This window comes from Flavobacterium tyrosinilyticum (assembly GCF_023656565.1).
GTDB classification, from domain to species: Bacteria; Bacteroidota; Bacteroidia; order Flavobacteriales; family Flavobacteriaceae; genus Flavobacterium; species Flavobacterium tyrosinilyticum.
Window position 1 is genome coordinate 1,527,279 of record NZ_JAMOKG010000001.1, and the last position, 20,962, is coordinate 1,548,240.

The 20,962-nt window shown below is 33.3% G+C and carries 19 protein-coding genes; 8 read left to right on the plus strand and 11 right to left on the minus strand.

Annotated elements, in window-relative coordinates:
- The first annotated feature begins 110 nt into the window (after positions 1–110).
- The 3 genes from NCC77_RS06685 to NCC77_RS06695 all read left to right on the plus strand — a co-directional run bounded on the left by NCC77_RS06685 (position 111) and on the right by NCC77_RS06695 (position 3,808).
- Entirely contained in the window at positions 111–1,088 is a 978-nt protein-coding gene (locus tag NCC77_RS06685) for a succinylglutamate desuccinylase/aspartoacylase family protein (RefSeq protein WP_250834896.1), read from the plus strand.
- Entirely contained in the window at positions 1,075–1,644 is a 570-nt protein-coding gene (locus NCC77_RS06690; RefSeq protein ID WP_250834897.1) for a 5-formyltetrahydrofolate cyclo-ligase, read from the plus strand. The genes NCC77_RS06685 and NCC77_RS06690 overlap by 14 nt, the downstream gene beginning before the upstream one ends.
- Before the next feature lie 613 nt (positions 1,645–2,257).
- Positions 2,258–3,808, plus strand: coding sequence for a vWA domain-containing protein (locus tag NCC77_RS06695; protein ID WP_432442305.1), 1,551 nt, complete (start codon positions 2,258–2,260; stop codon positions 3,806–3,808).
- 84 nt (positions 3,809–3,892) lie between these two features.
- On the opposite strand, the gene NCC77_RS06700 is transcribed toward NCC77_RS06695, so the two are convergent.
- The 9 genes from NCC77_RS06700 to NCC77_RS06740 form a co-directional block, all read right to left on the minus strand.
- The gene (locus tag NCC77_RS06700; protein ID WP_250834898.1) at positions 3,893–4,639 is read right to left on the minus strand and encodes a tetratricopeptide repeat protein; all 747 of its coding nucleotides are present in this window, start codon (positions 4,637–4,639) and stop codon (positions 3,893–3,895) included.
- A 90-nt stretch (positions 4,640–4,729) separates the two neighbouring features.
- A complete protein-coding gene (locus tag NCC77_RS06705) occupies positions 4,730–6,478 on the minus strand; it encodes a BatD family protein (protein ID WP_250834899.1) in 1,749 nt (582 codons plus the stop codon).
- 108 nt (positions 6,479–6,586) lie between these two features.
- Positions 6,587–7,348 carry a tetratricopeptide repeat protein gene (locus tag NCC77_RS06710; RefSeq protein ID WP_250834900.1) on the minus strand — a complete coding sequence of 254 codons (762 nt, stop codon included), beginning with the start codon at positions 7,346–7,348 and terminating at the stop codon, positions 6,587–6,589.
- 39 nt (positions 7,349–7,387) lie between these two features.
- Positions 7,388–8,422 (minus strand): vWA domain-containing protein, encoded by a 1,035-nt coding sequence (locus NCC77_RS06715; protein ID WP_248728578.1) that lies wholly within the window; start codon positions 8,420–8,422, stop codon positions 7,388–7,390.
- Positions 8,423–8,565: 143 nt separating this feature from the next.
- The gene (locus NCC77_RS06720; protein WP_250834901.1) at positions 8,566–9,567 is read right to left on the minus strand and encodes a vWA domain-containing protein; all 1,002 of its coding nucleotides are present in this window, start codon (positions 9,565–9,567) and stop codon (positions 8,566–8,568) included.
- Positions 9,567–11,204: a hypothetical protein gene (locus NCC77_RS06725; protein WP_250834902.1), complete on the minus strand. Its 1,638-nt coding sequence runs from the start codon at positions 11,202–11,204 to the stop codon at positions 9,567–9,569. Before NCC77_RS06725 ends, NCC77_RS06720 begins: the two co-directional genes overlap by 1 nt.
- A gap of 87 nt (positions 11,205–11,291) precedes the next feature.
- Positions 11,292–11,648, minus strand: coding sequence for a four helix bundle protein (locus NCC77_RS06730; protein WP_250834903.1), 357 nt, complete (start codon positions 11,646–11,648; stop codon positions 11,292–11,294).
- A 74-nt stretch (positions 11,649–11,722) separates the two neighbouring features.
- Positions 11,723–12,586, minus strand: coding sequence for a DUF58 domain-containing protein (locus NCC77_RS06735; protein WP_095928411.1), 864 nt, complete (start codon positions 12,584–12,586; stop codon positions 11,723–11,725).
- Positions 12,587–12,666: 80 nt separating this feature from the next.
- Positions 12,667–13,671 (minus strand): AAA family ATPase, encoded by a 1,005-nt coding sequence (locus NCC77_RS06740; RefSeq protein ID WP_095928410.1) that lies wholly within the window; start codon positions 13,669–13,671, stop codon positions 12,667–12,669.
- Between the two features lie 212 nt (positions 13,672–13,883).
- Between NCC77_RS06740 and NCC77_RS06745 the strand changes: the two genes are divergently transcribed.
- The 4 genes from NCC77_RS06745 (at position 13,884) to NCC77_RS06760 (ending at position 17,396) form a co-directional block, all read left to right on the plus strand.
- The gene (locus NCC77_RS06745; protein WP_250834904.1) at positions 13,884–14,759 is read left to right on the plus strand and encodes an aldo/keto reductase; all 876 of its coding nucleotides are present in this window, start codon (positions 13,884–13,886) and stop codon (positions 14,757–14,759) included.
- 19 nt (positions 14,760–14,778) lie between these two features.
- Positions 14,779–15,285, plus strand: a complete 507-nt coding sequence (locus NCC77_RS06750; protein WP_250834905.1) for a GNAT family N-acetyltransferase — start codon at positions 14,779–14,781, stop codon at positions 15,283–15,285.
- A 97-nt stretch (positions 15,286–15,382) separates the two neighbouring features.
- Positions 15,383–16,138: an SDR family NAD(P)-dependent oxidoreductase gene (locus NCC77_RS06755; protein WP_250834906.1), complete on the plus strand. Its 756-nt coding sequence runs from the start codon at positions 15,383–15,385 to the stop codon at positions 16,136–16,138.
- A gap of 112 nt (positions 16,139–16,250) precedes the next feature.
- The gene (locus NCC77_RS06760) at positions 16,251–17,396 is read left to right on the plus strand and encodes an ATP-binding protein (protein WP_250834907.1); all 1,146 of its coding nucleotides are present in this window, start codon (positions 16,251–16,253) and stop codon (positions 17,394–17,396) included.
- Positions 17,397–17,751: 355 nt separating this feature from the next.
- Here the strand turns inward: NCC77_RS06760 and NCC77_RS06765 are convergent, their stop codons facing one another.
- Entirely contained in the window at positions 17,752–18,495 is a 744-nt protein-coding gene (locus NCC77_RS06765) for a DUF3298 and DUF4163 domain-containing protein (protein WP_250834908.1), read from the minus strand.
- Positions 18,496–18,599: 104 nt separating this feature from the next.
- On the opposite strand from NCC77_RS06765, the gene NCC77_RS06770 reads away from it, so the two are divergent.
- Positions 18,600–19,742, plus strand: coding sequence for a cystathionine gamma-synthase (locus NCC77_RS06770; RefSeq protein ID WP_250834909.1), 1,143 nt, complete (start codon positions 18,600–18,602; stop codon positions 19,740–19,742).
- A 169-nt stretch (positions 19,743–19,911) separates the two neighbouring features.
- On the opposite strand, the gene NCC77_RS06775 is transcribed toward NCC77_RS06770, so the two are convergent.
- Positions 19,912–20,703, minus strand: a complete 792-nt coding sequence (locus NCC77_RS06775; RefSeq protein WP_250834910.1) for a THC0290_0291 family protein — start codon at positions 20,701–20,703, stop codon at positions 19,912–19,914.
- Between the last annotated feature and the right edge of the window lie 259 nt (positions 20,704–20,962).

The window sequence follows — 20,962 nt, forward strand, 5'->3', positions numbered from 1 at the left end:
AAGCTTTTTTCAAAAACCATTCCGATTTCCAAATGAAGCTTAACATTGAATTAGTTTCAAATTTACAAAATCAAAAGAATAATTTCTATATTTAGATTTTATAATTCTACATGAAAAATAGTACTCCATTGGTTATTTTTGGCGAATCGATTTTGCCGGGAGAACACAGAACGATAAACGTCGAAATTGCTCGGCTTCATACTACAACAAAACTAAATATTCCTGTTATTGTTCGTCGTTCCAAGAACGAAGGGCCGACTGTTTTATTTTCTGCCGGAATACACGGAGACGAAATTAACGGTGTTGAAATTGTTCGTCAGATTATCAGTAAAAAAATCAACAGACCTGCATGCGGTACAATAATTTGTATTCCGGTGATTAATATGTATGGTTTTGTGAATAAATCTCGCGAGTTTCCAGACGGGCGCGACTTGAATCGTGTTTTTCCAGGAAGTAAAAAAGGTTCGCTTGCCAGCAGATTTGCCTATCATATTGTCGAAGAAATTTTACCAATTTTAGATTATGCAGTCGATTTTCATGCGGGTGGAGCAAGCCGATTTAACGCGCCACAAATTAGAATCACAGAAAACAATCCTGAACTGAAAGTTTTGGCCGATATTTTTAATGCGCCATTTACACTTTATTCTAAAAATATAAATGGTTCTTTTAGAAAAACCTCTGAAAGTGCCAATGTAAAAATGCTTCTTTTTGAAGGTGGAAAATCTTTAGATATCAATAATGAAATTGCAAATCAAGGTGTTTTAGGAACAAAACGTTTGCTCCATTATCTCGGAATGTTAGATTCTAAACAAATTATGGAACCTGCTTTAACGCCTTCAATTTACATTAAACAATCGGTTTGGCTTCGAGCAAAATGTTCGGGTTTGCTTCATGATTTTAACTTGATCGGAAAATTTGTAACCAAAGGCACTATCTTGGCTATTATTACAGATCCGTTCGGGAAGTTTGAACAAAAAATCAAAGCACCGCACGATGGTTATGTAATCAATGCCAATCATTCGCCAATTGTTTATGAAGGCGATGCTATTTATCATTTATCTAAAACTCCAGACAATGCCGACGAGTAAAAAAGAACTTCGAATAGAATATAAAAACCTACGTAAAGCACTTTCTTTTGATGAAGTAGAAGAGAAGAGTTTGGCAATTGCAAACCAATTGATTCAAATGCCAATTTGGGATAAAATTTATTATCATGTTTTTCTTCCGATTGAAGAGCATAAAGAAGTCAATACCGAATATGTTCTGCATTTGCTTTCTGGAAAAGACAAAGAAATCCTGATTTCGAAAAGTGATTTCGAAACCAGAAAAATGACTCATTTTCTTTTAACAGATAATACTAAAATCAAAAAGAACGAATACAACATTCCTGAACCTGTTGATGGAATTGAAGTTCCGTCTTCTAAAGTCGAAGTAGTTTTTGTACCACTTTTAGCTTTTGATGTTTTTGGAAATAGAATTGGTTACGGAAAAGGTTTTTATGATAAATTCCTTGCAGAATGCAAAACCGAAACCTTAAAAATTGGACTTTCATTTTTTGATGCCGTAAATCAGATTGATGATGTTTTTGAATCGGATATCAAATTAGATTATTGCATAACGCCAGAAAAGATTTATCAGTTTTAATTTAATTGCAAAAAAAAATAATGCCACAGATTAGAGGATTATAAAAGATTAATCCATTTAATCATTTTTAATCTGTGGCAAAAACACACACATTTAATTTTTTACACCCCATTTTATTGTAGAGATGCATCGCATTGCTTCTTACACAATGTTTGCCGATTAATTGGATGTAAAAAAATAATGCCACAGATTAAAGGATTATAAAAGATTAATCCATTTAATCATTTTTAATCTGTGGCAAAAACACACACATTTAATTTTTTACACCCCATTTTATTGTAGAGACGCACCGCAGTGCGTCTAACACAATGTTTGCCGATTAATTGGATGCAAAAAAATAATGCCACAGATTAGAGGATTCAAAAAGATTAATCTATTTAATCATTTTAATCTGTGGCAAGAAAATATTCGGATTTCACAAAAAAATATTCTACACCAAATTCCTTTAAAATCAAGGTTTCTCAATTTATTTTCACATAAGAAAAAGATTTTTAAATTTTTTGGCACGATTTTGCTTACTCGAAAAAATGCAAATAATCCCCTCTAGTACATCCGGAATGCTAGTCCTTATTTGAAGCCTATAACCTTTTATTAATTTTTAAAAATTTACTTTATGAGAAATCTTAATTTCTTTATGATGGCATTCCTCGTACTTACTATTTTCAGCTGTAAGAAAGCGTATGCACCAGAAGAAGCTGCGGATTTAGCCGAAATCGCAGTAGCAACAACTGATTCAGTTTCAGATGAAGAATATATTCCCGAACCAAACACAGAAAGCTACGCAGGATTGGAAGAAAATCCTTTTGAATCTCCCCTAAAAGAGCCTCTTTCTACTTTTTCTATTGATGTTGATAATGCATCCTATACCAATATTCGCCGATTTATAAACGAAGGACAGAAAGTTCCCAAAGATGCCGTTCGTGTTGAAGAAATGATCAATTTCTTTAAATACAAATATCCACAGCCAGACGGACAGCATCCTTTTGCAATTCATACAGAATACAGCGATTGCCCGTGGAATAAAAACAGCCGATTGCTAAAAATAGGTTTGCAGGGAAAAGATGTTCCAATGACAAATTTGCCGGCTACTAATCTTGTATTTCTGGTTGATGTTTCTGGTTCGATGGATGAACCAAATAAATTGCCATTGCTAAAAGAATCTATGAAAATTTTGGTGAAAGAACTTCGCAGTACCGATAGAGTTTCGATTGTAGTTTATGCAGGATCTGCTGGAGTAGTTTTAGAACCTACTTCTGGTGACAATAAAGACGAAATTATGGATGCTTTTGATGATTTGCATGCAGGTGGAAGTACGGCAGGAGGAGAAGGAATCGAATTAGCCTACAAATTGGCACAGCAGAATTTTATTAAAGAAGGAAATAATAGAGTGGTGATAGCTACTGACGGTGATTTTAATGTTGGCGCTTCTTCCGATGATGATATGCTGAAATTGATCGAACAAAAAAGAGAATCTGGAGTTTTCTTAACCGTTCTTGGATTTGGAATGGGAAATTACAAAGACAGTAAAATGGAAATTCTTGCCGATAAAGGAAACGGAAATTATGCTTATATTGATAACATTCAAGAGGCAAATCGTTTTCTTGGAAAAGAATTTAAAGGTTCTATGTTTGCTATCGCGAAAGATGTAAAAATCCAAATCGAATTTAATCCGAATCACGTTCAGGCGTATCGATTGATTGGTTATGAAAACCGAAAATTAAATGCTGAAGATTTTAAAAATGATAAAATTGATGCAGGCGAATTAGGCAGCGGACACTCGGTTACGGCTTTGTATGAGATTGTTCCGATTGGTGTAGAAAGTGATTATGTTCCTTCAGATTTAAAATATACTAAAACGCAGAAAGTGGCTGGAAATCATAGTGATGAATTAGCTACAGTAAAATTTAGATATAAAAAACCTGATGGCAACAAAAGCATTGAAATCGTAAATGTAATTGCAGACCAAAAAACGGACTTAGAAAACAGTTCTCAAGATTTCAAATTTACAACTGCCGTTTCTTGGTTCGGATTAAAATTACGTGACTCAAAATATATAGCAAACAGTTCAAGTTCTGATATTAAAAGATTGGCAAAATCTGGTTTGTCAAACGACGAAGAAGGTTACAGATCTGAGTTTGTAAGATTGGTTGATGCAGTAAATTAATTTAAAATTTCAAATAATTAAAAAATCCCAAATTTCAAGCAGTGATTGGAATTTGGGATTTCTATATTTAAATATTTTAAAACTTTATTTTACTTCTTTTATAGTTGAAGAATCTATCCAACCTTGTGTTCCGTCTGTTAATTCTATTTTTTTCCAGCCTGCAACACTTTCCAAAACATAAACTTTTGCTCCTTCATGCAATAAAATAATTCCAGTCGAAGATTTTTTAGGTTCATGTCTAACTTGGCTTAATTCACAAAAAACAATGGCTACACGATCGTTTTCAAAATGATTTTTTTCAGACATTCCCGCTGAAATGCTTAAAGCAAAAGCCACCAAAACGATAAACATTCCGACAAAATAAATTCTTTTTGCAAGTGTAGCGTTCGAAAAATAATACCCAATAAAACTCAACAAAAACACAAAACCGAGCGCAACAGAAATTTTAGCCCAAGTATTATAATCAAAAATAGAAGTAAAGTTTTGAATCAGTTTGGCAAAACCTACTTTTGGAACTTCTTTGATTTCATCAATCGTTAGTTTTTTGGCAAATTTTAAGTTGTTTAAAGTCTCAGGATCGTTTGGTTTAAGAACCAAAGCTTTTTCATAATTGTAAATTGAAGGTGCAACCTGATTTAGTTTGTAATAACAGTTTCCAAGATTAAAATACACTTCGGCAGAATGTAATTTATCTTCTTTTATAATGTTTTCATAAACCTGTGCCGCTTCTTTATATTGCCCTTTTTGGTACAATGCATTGGCCGATTCAAAGCGACCTTGTGCAAAGAAAATCTGCGAGATGAATAAAAAGAGATATAGTATGTTTTTCATTTTCTATTATAATAAAGATTATCAACTTTGCGAACTTAAATTCGACTCAATCTAAATCAATTTTCTTAGCGAACTTTGCGGTAAAAAAAATTAAACAATCTGTTTTTCTAATTCAGAAATAATCAATACAGCCTTATCATAATCCTGTTGAATTGAAGCGCTTGATGCTGGTGCATAACGTGCAAATTCGCAGTTTTCAGTTAGAGCAATAAAATTCTGAACCGTTTCTGGATTTGCATTTCTAGATAACAGCAATTCTCTAATATTATCTTTACTCATTTCTGAAGTTTCGATATGTAGTTTTGCTTTCAAGAAATTATGCATTGCTTTTTCAAGTGCAATATAGAAAGGCTCTTTGTTGTTAAGATGTTTCTTCGCTTGTGATAAATATTTTTTAGCCAGCTTATTGTTCATTCTAATTCTGTTTCCAGTAACATCACTATCCATAGCTTCTTTTTTCTTTCTAGCTAAAATGATTATCGGAATAATTATAAATGGAGCAAACAATAATCCTAAATACAGATTCGAATCATAAAAATCTTTTTTCTCAATAGGAATTAATACTGTTCTAGATTTAATGTTTTTGAATTGATCTGCTTTCGCCACCGCATTTTTAGAAGCCGATGCTCCTGGATTTGCTTCAGCAGGTGTTGGACCGTCCAAAACATCAATCATAATTTCTTTTGAAGTGATGGTTTTATAAGTTCCAGAGCTCAAATCGAAATACGAAAACTGCATTGGTTTTATCGCATATTTTCCTCGGTATTGTGGTACAATAGTGTATTTGTCTGTAATTCTTCCAGACATGCCGCTTAGAGAAGTAGTTACTTGCTCGTCATGAACAGGATCGTACATTTCTAATGCATTTGGAACAACTGGTTTTGGAAGCGTAAATAACTTCATATTTCCAGTTCCTTGGGCACTTACGATTAAGTCCAGCCCTTCACCATTTTTAAGCGTTGTTTTTGATGGAATAACGGTAAAATTCAGTCTTCCGACAGCTCCAGTAAATCCTTCTGGTTTTGTGCTTTCAGGAAGAGGTCTGACATTGATTGTTTTTGCTCCAGCAGAAACTATTTTATTATCTTCTGTAATAATCATTTGTCCAAACATATCACGACGATTTGTTGGCAATTGCACACCTATATCTAGTGAAAGAGGTTCAATAGTAAGCTTTCCTGATTTCTGAGGATATAAAATGGTCTTTTTCAGGATCACATAATAACATTTTTGGCCTTGGAAATTTCCTTCTTCAATTGCCAATTGTTTGATATCAATGTTCTGATTCCAGAAATCATTGTATTTAGGTTTGGCCAATTCTTTAAATCCTGTAACTCCAATATTATTGAAATACAATTTGTAAACCGCTGTTATTGGTTCGTTTAGATACGGATTTGTTTTTGAAATTTCGGCAACAAGAGTCAATAGTTCATTTCCAGATCCTGGAGGTCTGTCGTTTGGATCTCTTTCTTGAGCCACGGCATTGGTCACCGTAACCTTAATCGGATTTGTTTTGTAAACCTGACCGTTGAATTCTATTGCGGCCTGCTTAATGGTGACAACTCCTTTTCGCTCAGGCTGTAAGATATAAGAATATATTTTTTGAAAAGAGCTTCGGCCATTTATCCAAGACTGGCTGATCTGTTGGCTTGGTCCCGCAACCATTCTAAATCCCTCAAAAGAAGGTTGCTCGAAATTATCTCCGTCAACATTCATGATGAAGTCGATGCGAAGTCTTTCATTTATTCCAAGCGAGTTTTTGCTGACTCTGGCTTCAAATTGTACTTGAGCCATAAGTCCTTGAAAAGTGATTAGAAATAGAATTAAATATCTTTTCATTACTTGTTTAATCGTTGTTTTTAATGCTTAATCGTTTAAACGTTATTTTGTTTAATCGTATTGTTTGGATCAAATAAACAAATTAACGGTTAAACGATTAACCAAATTTTACCAGTCTTTTTCTGTTTTCTTAGGATTAGTTTTTACTTTTTGAGCATTTACTTTGTCCTGAATTTTCTTTTCCTCATTATTTACAGCGTCAAGCAAATTCTGAACACGTTCTTTTGATATTCCTCCAGGCTGTGGTTTTGGCTCTCCTTGATTATCAGATTTGTCATCTTTCTTAGGATCGTTTTTACCGTCTTTTTTGTCTTTATCCTGGTCGCCTTTATCGTCTTTTTTATCCTTGTCTTTATCTTTATTTTTGTCCTTGTCTTTATCTTTGTTTTTATCCTTATCCTTGTCTTTGTCCTTATTTTTATCTTTCTGATCGTTTTTAGGAGGATTCTCTTTTAATTTTTGTTTTGCGTAAGCATAATTGTAACGTGTTTCATCATCAGTCGGGTCGTTACGAAGTGCTTGTTTGTAAGCTTCAACGGCTTGAGAATAATCTTTCTCTTTCATGAAAGTATTTCCAAGGTTATGATAAGCCTTGTGTTTTTCAGGTCTCGTTTTGGCATTTTTTATCGCTTTCGCGTAAGCAAATTTAGCTTCCGAAATCTGATTTTGTCTATAAATGGTATTTCCTAAATTATAGGGCGCTGCTGATTTTTTAGGAAATTTTGATTCCGAAATTCTATAGTTTGCCTCAGCATCAGTAAATTTATTCTGTTTATATTCTTCATTACCAGCAGGCAATGATTTGTCCTTTTCTTGTGCAGCAGCTGCAAAAGAAACCGTTAGTAAAATATAAAGGATTAAATTTTTCATTCTAATTTTGTTTTCTGTTCTGAATTTCACTCTGAACATTTATTTCTTTTCATTAAATAAATCCAACTCTTTGATCCAGCTTGTTTTTCTTTCTAACAAGAAAATGTCTAGGAAAAGCAGTAAAAACGCAAATCCGATAAACCATTGGAACTGCGATTGAAATTCTGCCATTTGTGTGGCTTCAAATTCTGTTTTCTGAATATTGTTCAAAGCATTTTTTACATATTCTAAAACTTCTTTCGTGCTTCCGCCGTAAACATAACCACCTTTTGTTGCTTTTGCAATTGTTTTTAAACCTTCTTGATTTAATTTGGTAATAACTGTTTCTCCGTTTTGATCTTTTTGATAGCCTCTTACAACACCATTTTCTTTTAACGGAATTGTTCCTCCTCTTTCTGTTCCAACACCAATTGTAATGATTTTCATTCCTAACTTATTGGCTTCTTCTGCCGCAGCAGTTGCGCCTTCAGAATGATCTTCACCATCAGAAATCAGAATTAATAATTTACTGGTCTTACTCTTTTCATCAAAATAAGTAGAGGATAATTTAATCGCTTCATCCAAAGAGGTTCCTTGAGAGGAAACCATTCCTGGATTCATACTTTGCAAGAACATTTTTGCAACGCTGTAATCTGATGTAATGGGTAAAACTGGGAAAGCGCTTCCTGCATACGCCACGATTCCGATTCTATCGCTTCCTAAATTGTTAATGATTTGAGAAACCAACTGTTTACTTTTATCCAAACGGCTAGGAACAACGTCTTCTGCAAGCATACTTTTAGAAACGTCAACGGCAAAAACAATATCAATACCTTCTCGTTTTACGGTTTCCATTTTGGTTCCGATTTTCGGATTTACCAAGCCAATAATCAAACAAGTAAGGGCCAAAAGAATTACAACAATTTTTAAAACAGGTTTAAAAACCGATTTCTCAGGGCTCAATCTTTTTACCATTTCCAAATCACCAAATTCACGTTGCGTTCTTCTTTTCCAATACATATTGAAAAGAAAAATACATACCACAATTGGGATAAGTAATAAGAGATATAAATATTTTTTTTCGTCTAATTCCATAAATATTTTTAAAATTCCAATCTCAAATAATGCTGAGATAAATTCCAAATTCCAAACTTGTTTTAAGCTACAATTTTAAAAATTCCAAATTCCAATTTGTTATTTGGAATTTTTAAAATTGGAATTATTTAATTTTGAAAAAATTAAATAAAGCTTCTGTAAACCGTATTTCTTAATCCAACTTCAAGCAATAACATTAAACCTGCAAATAAGACAAAAAACCTATATTTTTCGTCGTAATCGTAGAATTTCAGTTCCTGAATTTCTGTAGTTTCCAATTTATTGATCGATTTGTATATTTCTGCTAATTTATCATTGCTTGTTGCTCTAAAATATGTTCCGTCTGTTTTTTGGGCAATACTTTTCATCAACCTTTCATCGATTTCAACTTTTTGCATTTTGAATAAGAAACCTCCGTTTGGTGCGTATGCGTATGGAGATTCTGCCATTCCGTTTGTTCCAAGACCAATTGTGTAAACTTTTATTCCGTATTGTTTTGCAATATCAGCGGCAGTTTCTGGTTCGATAAAACCAGCATTGTTAACACCGTCAGTAAGTAAAATAATTACACGGCTTTTTGCTTTGCTATCTTTCAAACGATTTACAGCAGTTGCCAATCCCATTCCAATTCCGGTTCCGTCTTGTAAAACCGTATCGTATTTAATTCCTTTTATAGCTTCAAGAATAATAGCTTTATCGCTTGTAACAGGCGTTTTGGTGTATGCTTCAGAAGCGTACAAAACCAATCCGATTCTGTCATTGGGTCTTTCTTCAACGAAATCGGCTGCAACTCTTTTTAAAGCTTCCATACGATTTGGCTTTAAATCTTTTGCCAGCATAGATCCAGAAACGTCAATTGCCATTACAATATCAATTCCTTTTGTCGTTTTAGTCTGGTTGCTAATATCTACAGTTCTTGGGCGTGCCAATGCTATAATTAATGAGCTTAAAGCGAGAATTCTGAAAACGTATAAAGCAGGTTTGAACTTGATCCAAAACGATTGATTATTTTGGAATCCTGCTGTCGAACTCATTTTTAAGGTAGCCGACTGCTGGTTGCGTTTCCAGAAAAACCAGATTATCGCAATCGGAATTAATAGAAACAACCAAAGAAACTCTGGATTTAGAAAAGTGATCTTGCTCATTAGTTGTTTGCTCTTTGAAGTTCAACAGAATTTAATATTCGAGTCGTGATTTCATTTGCATAAGTATCGCCTTCTTCGTGCAAAATCAGGATTTGCTGTAAACCTTGATCTTGTTTGAAAAGTAACAATTCATAATATGCTTTTGTACTCGTTTTGGTTGCTGGATTCAAAACAGTCATTGTTCCGTAACCTTTTACTCCCTGAATACCTTCATTAGTTTGAAAATCTTCTTGTTTTACTATAATATTTTGTCCGCCTTGAGCCTCAATAATTTTTAAAGTGCCTTCAAGCGTTTTACTTAAATCAATATCTGTTGGCTGTTTGAATTTAGATGTTGAAACCGTTACGTAAAAATTATCAATCATACTTCCGTAGGCAAAAAGCTGCATTTCTTTGATAAGTGCCATTGCTTCTTTTGGAAGTGCTTTTTGCGCGTCTATTCTTTTTAAAACCTTTGGCGTTTCAATAATAACAGCAGGACTTCCGTAAGCACTTTTTACCCATTCGCCTTCTAATAATTCTTTAGAAGGGTGACCAATTACATTGTCTTTTACATAATTGAACCCTTTGGTAACCACAAAGAAAGTTGTGGTAGCAAACAATAAAAGTATGATAGCGGCAACGGAATAACCAATTCTTGCATTACGCTGTTTTTTAAGCTGTGCCTGAATTTGTTTTTGTCTTTGCGCTTCGTTTAATAACTGATCTTCAATTTCTTCTGGAACTTCAGTTGGAATTGCATTATCAAGGGTTAAAATTACTTTCTGAATTTTATTTCTATCATCAGTAATTTCAAAATCAAGCGGTTTAGATTTCGCAAATTTTACCAAATCGGCCTGACGCAAAACGCGTTCTAAATTTTCAACCGTTTCTGGTGTAAGGGTCATTTTCTTTTTGGTCGAAGCTTCTCTAATTGCAGCAATTAACTCAGAAGTTGTGCTTTCCATTGCTGGGATATGAATGGCTTCTTCAATATAATTTCTAGCAATATCGGTCAGTTCGCTATAGTATTCTTTGATTTCTCCTTTTTGAACCAGTTCTTTTTGTTCTAGATTATTTAATAAACTAGTCGCTTTTTCGATAGGAGTTTTGTAAACTTCTTCTTCGATTTTTTTCAACTGGCGTTTTTTAACATACCAGTAAACGAAAGCGCCAATTCCTAAAATTGCTAGAACGATTAAAGTGTAAATCCACCAATTTCCCATTCCTTCATCAACAGAAGAAATGTCTTTAATATCGTACATTTTCTGCTGTAAGGTATCAACTTTTACAGCGGCAACTTCAACTTTAATAGAATCAGAGTAAAAAGGTTTTTTATCAATTAAAATTTTGATGCTCGGAATCGTATAATGGCCAGAATCAAACTGTGTTAAACCATATTTTTTTATAAGTTCGTAATTAGTGGCATCTTTCTTAACCGTATCAATTGGATAAGACTGGATAACTTCTAACGGACCAATGTTTTTAAGTTTAGGAAATTCAACTTTTGATGTTGAAGTCACAACTGTTTTCAGGGTCAGTTTGAACTCGGCACCAATTTTATTTTTGGTGGTATCAATACTTGTTTCTACTTGTTTTTGCTGAGCAAAAATCATGGTAGAAAAAAGCAATAAAAATATATAAAGTTTAAATTTCATTTGATTAACGATTGAAGATTAACGATTTTTGATTTTTGATTTTTCCAAGGATTGTCAATAGTTCTCTAAAATAGTAATCTTTAATTTTTATGAATTATTTTTTGATGTTTTAATGCTGGACACAAAAATGGAAATTAATTGATTTGCTTCTATTTTTACTTGCATTAAACTTTCTCTGTCTGTTGATAAATTTGCTTTTTCTATTATTTTCAAACAAACAAATGTTTCTCTTAATTCTTTCAGACAAATTCCCATTTTATGAATAAAATCTTTTTTACTCTCTGCACTTTGCGCTTCACCGTAATTTAACGCTGGCGATGTTCCCGATCGGATTATTTGCCCAGACAAATGATTTCCTGCATAATTTTTCTCAAACTTACTTGCTATAATTATAATTGTTGCTGCAAAATCAATCAATCTATTTTCTAAATCTTGTTTGGTCATTTCTTAAATACTTCCTTTAATCTCAAATCACACACATCATAAATCAAAAATCGTTAATCAAAAATCAAAAATACTTATCTCGATTTAAAATAGCCTAATAGTTTAGTAACGTAATTTTCGTCTACTCTGGTATTTACAATTCCTGCTCCAGATTTACGGAATGTGTCTTTAAAGTAGTTCAGCTTTTCTTGATAATGTTTTTCATAATTCATTCGAACAGCTTTAGAACTTGTATCAACCAATTGTATTTTTCCGGTTTCGGCATCCAGCATGTTTACCATTCCTAAATTCGGAATTCTTTCTTCACGAATATCGTATACACGAACACCTGTAATGTCATGTTTTTTTGAAGCAATCTTTAATGTATGCTCATAAGAATCAGACATAAAATCAGAAATCATAAAAATAATAGCTTTCTTTTTCTGTGTTCCAGATAAGAATTTCAAGGCTTGAGCAATATCTGTTTTATGACTTTTTGGTTCAAATTCGATCAATTCACGGATGATACGAAGTACGTGAGAACGTCCTTTTTTAGGTGGAATATATAATTCTACAGTATCAGAGAATAATATTAAACCAATTTTGTCATTATTCTGTGTAGCCGAAAAAGCCATCGTTGCCGCAATTTCGGTGACGATGTCTTTCTTGAATTGATTTTTAGAACCAAAAGATTCCGAACCCGAAATATCGACCATTAAAACCATGGTTAATTCGCGTTCTTCTTCAAATACTTTAACGTGAGCTTCATTGTAGCGTGCGGTTACATTCCAATCGATGTTACGAATATCATCTCCGTATTGGTATTGACGCACCTCGCTAAACGTCATTCCTCGTCCTTTAAATGAAGAGTGGTATTCTCCCGAAAAGATATGATTACTCAGTCTTTTCGTTTTGATTTCTATTTTCCGTACTTTTTTTAAAAGCTCTTTTGTATCCATTCTATTTGTTTAAAGTTTAAAGTTTAAAAGTTTCAAGTTCGTTTTGCAACAACTTGAAACCTGAAACCTGAAACAAATTTTTAAGGTACCTCAATCTCGTTAACGATTTTGTTGATAATGTCTACAGAAGTGATGTTTTCTGCTTCTGCTTCGTAAGTGATTCCAACTCTGTGACGTAATACATCGTGAACAACTGCACGAACGTCTTCTGGAATTACATAACCACGACGTTTGATAAAAGCATAACATTTAGCGGCATTAGCCAAGTTGATACTTCCACGAGGAGAAGCTCCAAAACTGATAAGCGGTTTTAAATCGGCTAATTTGTATTTTTCTGGATAACGTGTAGCGAAAATAATATCAAGAATATATTTCTCGATTTTTTCATCCATATAAACTTCACGAACAGCTTCCTGAGCACGTAAAATCTGATCTACAGAAACTACCGGATTTACTTTTTCGTAAGTTCCTTTTAAGTTTTGACGAATTACAAAACGCTCTTCATCAATTTTTGGATAATCAATAACAGTTTTCAACATAAAACGGTCAACCTGTGCTTCAGGAAGTGCATACGTTCCTTCTTGCTCAACTGGGTTTTGTGTTGCTAATACTAAAAACGGACGGTCTAATTTAAATGTAGTGTCACCAATAGTAACTTGTTTCTCCTGCATCGCCTCTAATAAAGCAGATTGAACCTTTGCTGGAGCACGGTTAATCTCATCGGCAAGTACGAAATTGGCAAAAATTGGTCCTTTCTTAATTGAGAACTCATTTGCTTTAATATTGTAAATCATGGTTCCGATAACATCGGCAGGTAATAAATCTGGCGTAAACTGGATACGGCTGAAAGATCCTTGAACTGCTTGGGAAAGCGTGTTGATGGCTAAAGTTTTTGCCAGACCAGGAACTCCTTCCAATAAAATATGCCCTTGTCCAAGTAATCCGATCAATAGACGCTCGACCATATGTTTCTGACCCACAATAACTTTGTTCATTTCCATTGTAAGAAGGTCTATAAAAGCACTTTCTCTCTCAATTTTTTCATTTATCGCTCTAATGTCTAAAGTCGTTGTATTTTCTTCCATATAAATATTTTTAAAACCTTGATTTTAACGCCTAATTTTTGAGAGTGCAAATTGAATATTTTTTAAGAAGTAAGATGTTAAAGAATGGTTAAAACTTCGACCAAAGACCTAATTTTAAGGACTAATTGTGAATCTATTTTTATATTTTTAAGAACTTTGATGATTATGTTTTAGTAAAGCATAATTATTACCAAAAATAACGCATAATTATTATGAGCAAAACAGTCTTATCGCCTATAATTTCGGGCACTATGAATTGGGGAGTTTGGGATAAAAACCTTACAACTAAAGAAATGGAAAACATGATACAGGTGAGTATCGAAAACAAAATTACGACTTTTGATCACGCGGATATTTACGGTTCGTATACGACCGAAGCCGATTTTGGAAAAGCCTTTCACGCAAGTAAAATTGATCGTGAAAAATTACAATTAATTACCAAGTGCGGAATTCAGATGATTGCTGAAAAACGCCCCGAAAACAAAATCAAACATTATGATTATTCTAAAGACTATATTATTAAGTCTGTAGAAACATCTTTGAAGAATTTAAAAACAGATTATGTAGATGTTTTTTTACTTCACAGACCAAGTCCGTTAATGCAGGCTGATGAAATTGCAGAAGCGGTTGAGAAATTAAAAGGAGAAGGGAAAATTATTGATTTTGGACTTTCAAACTTTACAAGTTCACAAACTGAATTGATTCGTCAGAAAACAGAAGTAAGCTATAATCAAGTTCAGTTTTCTGCTACGCATTATGAAGCAATGACTGACGGAAGTTTAGATTATATGCAGACTAACGGAATTCGACCTTTATCATGGAATCCGCTTGGAACGGTTTTTAGAGAAGATACAAAACAAACTCGCCGTTTGAAAAAACTGTTTTCTACTTTATTAGAGAAATATCATTTAGGTGCAGATACACTTTTATTAGCATGGATTTTAAAACATCCAGCAAGAGTTATTCCTATTGCAGGAACTGTTAATGTTGCCAGAATTCAATCTCTGTCAAAAGCAGTTGAATTAGAAATGGATAAAGAAGATTGGTTTGCGATCTGGACAGAAAGTATGGGTGATGACGTGCCTTAATTTTATACTATTCTGAAAAATGATATACCTAGAAAAATTTGAGAGAAAAGATTACTTTGAATTAATTAATTCTGTCAAAAGTGCCAAAGATTTAATGCAATTTGGAGGACCAGAATTTACTTTTCCTTTAACAGAAGAGCAAATAGATAAAACGCTTTCTGATGAAAATAGAATTGCTTTTAGAGTTGCAAATATTTCTAATGGCAATACTATTGGACATTGTGAGATTTATTTTTATAATGGTTTTGCAAAATTAGGTCGAATCTTGATTATGGATCAAAATCAAAGAGGAAAAGGAATTGGTGAGCAGATGGTGACTTTATTGTTGCAATATATTTTTGAAAACAGAAAAGAAAGAAACGTAGAATTAAATGTTTTTGATTTTAATATTGGAGCTCAAAAATGTTATGAAAAAGTTGGGTTTATTTTAAATCCCAATAAAAAATATTTAAGGGAAGTAGATGGAGAAACTTGGACAGCGCTCAATATGGTATTGAATTTAGAAGAATGGAAAAATAAGAATTAAAATATTTTACCATAGATTAAAAGATTTCTAGGATTTCAAAAAAAATCATTTTAATCCTTAAATCTGTGGCAAAAAAATCTTTTTTAAAGAAAAAACAATGAAAAAAACAGTTTTAATTACTGGTGCTACAAGCGGAATTGGAAAAGCAACCGCTCAGATTCTGGCAAAAAACAATTATAAAGTTATCCTTTGCGGAAGGCGTAAAGACCGTTTAGAAGAACTCGAGAAAGAGCTTTCGGCTTTTACAGAAGTACATTCTTTAGAATTTGATGTTCGTAATAAAGAGGAAGTTTTAGAAAAAATAGGTGCTTTGCCAAACGATTTTTCTGCGATTGACGTTTTAATTAATAATGCAGGAAATGCCCATGGTTTAGATCCGATTCAAAATGGAAATTTAGACGATTGGGATGCCATGATTGATATTAATGTGAAAGGTCTTTTGTATGTTTCAAAAGCGATAATTCCACAAATGGTCGAAAGACAATCGGGGCATATTATTAATATTGGATCAACAGCAGCAAAAGAGGTTTACCCAAATGGGAATGTATACTGTGGTTCTAAACATGCGGTTGATGCTATTACTGCAGGAATGCGAATAGATTTAAATCCGTTCGGAATTAGAGTTGGAGGAATTCATCCAGGAATGGTCGCAACAGAATTTAGCGAAGTTCGTTTTAAAGGCGATGCCGAAAGAGCTGCAAATGTTTACAAAGGATTTGATCCGTTACAAGCTGAAGATATTGCAGATATTATTCATTTCGTGGTTTCAAGACCTTATCATGTAAATATTGCAGATTTGGTTGTCATGAGCACGGCACAGGCGTCTTCTACAATTGTGAAGAAAAATATTTAAAAAATAGATGTTAGACTTCTTAGAAAGTTAGATCTTTAGATTATCTTAGGAATCTGAAAATCATAAATCTAAGAAGTCTAAAAATCTAAGTCAGTCTAATAATCTAAAAAGAATGATTAATAAACGCCTTTTAATTAAAAATCTCCTCGCTCATAATGACGAAAGTAGTTTTTATGATAAGAAAAGGCAGTTGAATCTTCATTCGCGCGAAGGGAAGGGCAAGTTTCTAAAACACATTTGTGCGTTATCCAATTCCAACCCAAACAATAATTCTTATATCGTTGTTGGAGTAGAAGATCAAGATAATGAGATTGTAGGCGATGATTTCTTCGATGATAGCCGAATTCAGAATCTGGTCAATGCATTTTTAGAAAATCCTCCAAAAATTCAATACGAAAACGTCCCTTTTCCCAATCTTCCAAAAGACAAAGTAATCGGTCTGGTTACCATAAAACCTAAAAGTAAAATCTCGTACTTTAAAAAAGGAATCCATACTATTCTAGCCAATAGCGTTTTTGTGAGACGTGGCAGTAATTCTATTCCACTAGAAGAACATGAGATAATCGAAAAGAGCAATCAAAATACCGAAACGGTTATCGGAATAGAAAATAGCTCTCGAAACAGTATTCAATATACTTTAGACGGCGTTATCGATTTTATGAATTTCAGACATAAAGATATGTCGCCAAAATACCGTGTTTTTAAAGAATTATTTGTGATTTGTTGGGCTGGAGTTCCGAAAAAATTACGCGATAAAACGTATTTGTCTCGTGTTGATATCGAATTAATAAACGAACAAATTAAACTTTTTTATTCGGCACAAGATGTTGTTACAATACATTATAATGATGATACTTTTACCATTACAGAATATGTTCCGCTGGGATTGAATGACAAAACGAGTTATTATCCGTTAGAAGAACAAACGATTCATTTCTTTGATAACGGTTATTATAAAATTGACCGTCAAATGCTTTTTCAGCCGCCAGAGTTTAATCGAAAAATGCTGTACCATATTTATAATGCAAATATGGCTTTATTAGCGAAACTTCAAAAAGAAATCAATTTGTCTGAGCGAGAAATGAAAGATTTAGAAAATCTGCCTTCTACTTTCATGATTTGCTATTTGAACGGTTTTGAGGATGCCCGACAAAAATTAATAGATGCAAAATTGCTTTTGAAACCGTATAAGAATGTGTACTCTTCTTTTAAAGAAGCTTTGAGGGTTTTAAGAAAAATGAAATATGATGTTCAATAAAAAGGTGCAGAGGTTCAGAGAAACAAAGTGACAAAGGTTTTTCTGTAGAGACGCATAGTAATGCATTTAACATTGTGGATTTTTTTATTGACAAAGTTTTTCTGTAGAGACGCACCGCAGTGCGTCTACGTCCAGCATATCGACAAAGATTGTTTTAAAACATTGTGTTAGACGCACTGCTGTGCGTCTCTACGATATATAGGAGCCAAATAAAATGTCTCAATTTCTTTCTGAATTGCTGATTTACGAGAGTTTTAAGATTTTTTCTGTAGAGACGCACCGCAGTGCGTCTACGTCCAGCATATCGACAAAGATTGTGTTAGATAAGGGATAAAAACATCTTGATTTTATTTTTCTATTGAAAATTCAAATATTTCTTTATTTCTTCATAAGGAAATATAAGCTCTTTTGGGCCGTCTGCATAGGATGCCGCTTCGTATGAGTTGTAATATAAAAGCAAACCTTCGGAGGTGTAAAAAATGTTTTGAGGCAATTGAAATTTGTCATTCTCAAACATTAAACCTGTAGCGTTGATATTGGCTTTTTCTGGGATTTTATATTTTGATCTGAATGTTTTTTCAGCGAAAGTTTTAAACTCGTTTTCGTTTTTAAATAACTGATTATTGAAAATGGTTTTTCCTGTTTTTTTATCGAATAATAAAGAGCGATAACCTTGATAACCGTGAGCGCCGCCAGTAAAAGTATAATGGTCAATTTTAAGATTTAAAATTTGGTCAGATTCAAATTCGACATTTCCAATGATTTTTGCTTCCCAGCCAAAAGTATCATTCGGAAATTTTTGATGCATTTCTTGATAGGAAGCAATAAAAGATTTCGCCAATGCTTTGTAGCCATCAACTTTTACCGAATCGTCTTCAAAAAACACAATCTCTTTAATGACGGCAAATACTTTCTTATTAATGCTGTCTGAGGTTGCTTTAACATTTTTAGCAATTGGAACTTCTATGGTGATTTTTGGGCAATCATTTTTGCATGGGACAGTAGATTTCTCTTCAAACGTTTCATTCTCAAATGAAAGCTCTTTTTTGCAACTTGTAAAAATCAAACACAAAAAGAGTATAAATAATGAATTTTTCATATCAAAAAGTGTTAATTATCTACAAAGGTAAGAAGTTGTGTCGCGATAAAATAAATTAAGCGGTAAATTTGTAAAAGAATTAAGGATTTAAAATTTATAACTATATGAAATTCAATACAAAAGTTATTCACGGAGGACAGCATCATGATCCAAGTACAGGCGCTGTTATGCCGCCAGTGTATCAAACTTCAACATTTGTACAAACAAGTCCAGGGAAACCTTTGGCAGATTACGAATATAGTAGAGCTTCAAACCCGACACGTACGGCTTTAGAAGACGCTTTGGCTAGTATTGAAAACGGAACTCGAGGATTAGCATTTTCGTCTGGTCTTGCTGCGACTGACTGTGTTTTAAGATCTTTTAAAGCTGGAGACGAAATCATTGCGATGGATGATTTGTATGGCGGAACTTACAGAATGTTCTCTCGTGTGTATAAAGATTCCGGTATTAAATTTCATTTTGTTGATATGACGAATATCGAAAAACTGAAAAGTTTAATTAACGAAAATACGAAGTTAATTTGGGTAGAAACACCAACCAATCCGTTGATGAAATTGGCAGATATTCAGGAAATTGCAAAAATAACTCAAGAGAAAAAAATTCTTCTTGCGGTTGATAATACTTTTGCAACGCCTTATTTACAAAAACCTCTTGATTTAGGAGCAGACATTGTAATGCACTCTGCTACGAAATATTTAGGAGGTCATTCTGATGTTATTGCTGGAGCATTAATTGTAAAAGACGCAGCCCTTGGAGAACAATTGCATTTTCAGCAATTTGCAACAGGAGCGACTCTTGGGCCAATGGATAGTTTTTTGGTTTTAAGAGGAATCAAAACGTTAGCTTTAAGAGTTCAGAGACATTGTGAAAATGGAGAAAAAGTAGTTGAATATTTGAACAACCATCCTAAAATTAAAACGGTTTATTATCCAGGTTTAAAAAATCATCCGTTTCACGAAATTGCTAAGAAGCAAATGAAAGCTTTTGGAGGAATGGTTTCTTTTGATTTTAAATCAGGAAAGAAAGAAGATTCTATCGCATTTTTAGAAAAACTGAAAGTGTTTACTTTGGCAGAATCTCTTGGTGGAGTTGAATCATTGGCTAATCATCCAGCTTTAATGACGCACGCTTCTATTCCTGCAGATAAAAGAGCAGAAGTTGGTATTACTGATGATCTTGTTAGATTGAGTGTTGGTATCGAAGATGCAGAAGATTTAATTGCCGATTTAGAGCAAGCTTTAGCTTAATATAAATTCCAATGAGAAAATCCCAAATTCCAATTTTTTTCAGAGTTTGGGATTTCTTATTTTAAAATTTCTTAGAATAGAAGACGCTAAAATGTCTAATGAAAAATCCCAAATTCCAATGAATAGTTTTGGAATTTGGGATTTTTTATATTTTGAGATTTAAACTTTTTTAGAATTCTAAATAGTAGATGTATCCAAAGTTAAACCAAACCTGCCAATCGTTAGATTTGTTTTCTTTATAAATATCTTTATTTGGGTTTAATCCGTCAATCCAGTCTGAGCTGTACATATGAAAACGAGTTTCAAACATTAAATCACTCATTTCAGTTAGTTTATAATGTACACCTACTGCTGCTGTTGCCGCTAAAGCTACACCAGTTTCTGTAGAAAAACCATGTGCACGTCCATCAGATGGAGTTAAGTATTTTCCTGGTGTATTAGCAGGAAGTGTAATGTCTCCTAAATGTGATCCAACTTTTGCTGAATAGTAGCTCACCTGAAACCCTACAGCTCCATACGGACTGAAGCTACCAACTGTGTTTTCGAAATCGTGGATTTTCATAAAAGGAGAAAATTCCATCTGTGCTCCCAAGCTTACTATACTAGAACTTGCATGCATGTTTCTTAATTGTGTTGCAAATACTCCGTTAGGTTTGTATTCAACCCATTGGCCGTGGTGTTTTAAAGTGGTTCTGCTATAAGACAGATCAGATCTTACTTTAAAATGTTCTGTGAAAAAATTTTCTCTATTGTTATTGGCAGAAAAGTTTATAAAGTGCATGATTCCAATGCCAAAACCAGTGTTTCCGACATTATTATCAAAGTTGTTTCTTTCTCCAAAATCGGACTGTAAAGTTACTGGTCCTGCGTAGATTCCGATCTCTTGGGCTATTCCTTGCGCTGATACAGCAGTTGAGATGCCCAATAAGGCAAATAATGTGATAAATAGGTGCTTAGGCATTTTTTTGGGGCTTACAAATCTCGGCAAATATATAAAAAACATAATCGATTCAAAATATTAAATTGACGTATTGAAAAATAACTAGCAAAATACTTAATTTACTAACTTTTAAAAGGTGTTTTGCATGTAAACACCTACATGTAAAATGCGTTTTTTTCTATTGTTTGAAAAAAACACAAATCGCTTCAAAAAAGTGAAAAATGTAACATCGAATCATTATTTGATATATCTTTGTCCGTTAAAACGAAAACGTTTTCTT

What these genes read in the sequence shown, in the direction of transcription:
- NCC77_RS06685 (WP_250834896.1), top strand. Translation starts at nt 111, where the DNA reads ATGAAAAATAGTACTCCATTGGTTATTTTTGGCGAATCGATTTTGCCG.
- NCC77_RS06690 (WP_250834897.1), top strand. Translation starts at nt 1,075, where the DNA reads ATGCCGACGAGTAAAAAAGAACTTCGAATAGAATATAAAAACCTACGT.
- NCC77_RS06695 (WP_432442305.1), top strand. Translation starts at nt 2,258, where the DNA reads ATGAGAAATCTTAATTTCTTTATGATGGCATTCCTCGTACTTACTATT.
- NCC77_RS06700 (WP_250834898.1), bottom strand. Translation starts at nt 4,639, where the DNA reads ATGAAAAACATACTATATCTCTTTTTATTCATCTCGCAGATTTTCTTT.
- NCC77_RS06705 (WP_250834899.1), bottom strand. Translation starts at nt 6,478, where the DNA reads ATGAAAAGATATTTAATTCTATTTCTAATCACTTTTCAAGGACTTATG.
- NCC77_RS06710 (WP_250834900.1), bottom strand. Translation starts at nt 7,348, where the DNA reads ATGAAAAATTTAATCCTTTATATTTTACTAACGGTTTCTTTTGCAGCT.
- NCC77_RS06715 (WP_248728578.1), bottom strand. Translation starts at nt 8,422, where the DNA reads ATGGAATTAGACGAAAAAAAATATTTATATCTCTTATTACTTATCCCA.
- NCC77_RS06720 (WP_250834901.1), bottom strand. Translation starts at nt 9,567, where the DNA reads ATGAGCAAGATCACTTTTCTAAATCCAGAGTTTCTTTGGTTGTTTCTA.
- NCC77_RS06725 (WP_250834902.1), bottom strand. Translation starts at nt 11,204, where the DNA reads ATGAAATTTAAACTTTATATATTTTTATTGCTTTTTTCTACCATGATT.
- NCC77_RS06730 (WP_250834903.1), bottom strand. Translation starts at nt 11,648, where the DNA reads ATGACCAAACAAGATTTAGAAAATAGATTGATTGATTTTGCAGCAACA.
- NCC77_RS06735 (WP_095928411.1), bottom strand. Translation starts at nt 12,586, where the DNA reads ATGGATACAAAAGAGCTTTTAAAAAAAGTACGGAAAATAGAAATCAAA.
- NCC77_RS06740 (WP_095928410.1), bottom strand. Translation starts at nt 13,671, where the DNA reads ATGGAAGAAAATACAACGACTTTAGACATTAGAGCGATAAATGAAAAA.
- NCC77_RS06745 (WP_250834904.1), top strand. Translation starts at nt 13,884, where the DNA reads ATGAGCAAAACAGTCTTATCGCCTATAATTTCGGGCACTATGAATTGG.
- NCC77_RS06750 (WP_250834905.1), top strand. Translation starts at nt 14,779, where the DNA reads ATGATATACCTAGAAAAATTTGAGAGAAAAGATTACTTTGAATTAATT.
- NCC77_RS06755 (WP_250834906.1), top strand. Translation starts at nt 15,383, where the DNA reads ATGAAAAAAACAGTTTTAATTACTGGTGCTACAAGCGGAATTGGAAAA.
- NCC77_RS06760 (WP_250834907.1), top strand. Translation starts at nt 16,251, where the DNA reads ATGATTAATAAACGCCTTTTAATTAAAAATCTCCTCGCTCATAATGAC.
- NCC77_RS06765 (WP_250834908.1), bottom strand. Translation starts at nt 18,495, where the DNA reads ATGAAAAATTCATTATTTATACTCTTTTTGTGTTTGATTTTTACAAGT.
- NCC77_RS06770 (WP_250834909.1), top strand. Translation starts at nt 18,600, where the DNA reads ATGAAATTCAATACAAAAGTTATTCACGGAGGACAGCATCATGATCCA.
- NCC77_RS06775 (WP_250834910.1), bottom strand. Translation starts at nt 20,703, where the DNA reads ATGCCTAAGCACCTATTTATCACATTATTTGCCTTATTGGGCATCTCA.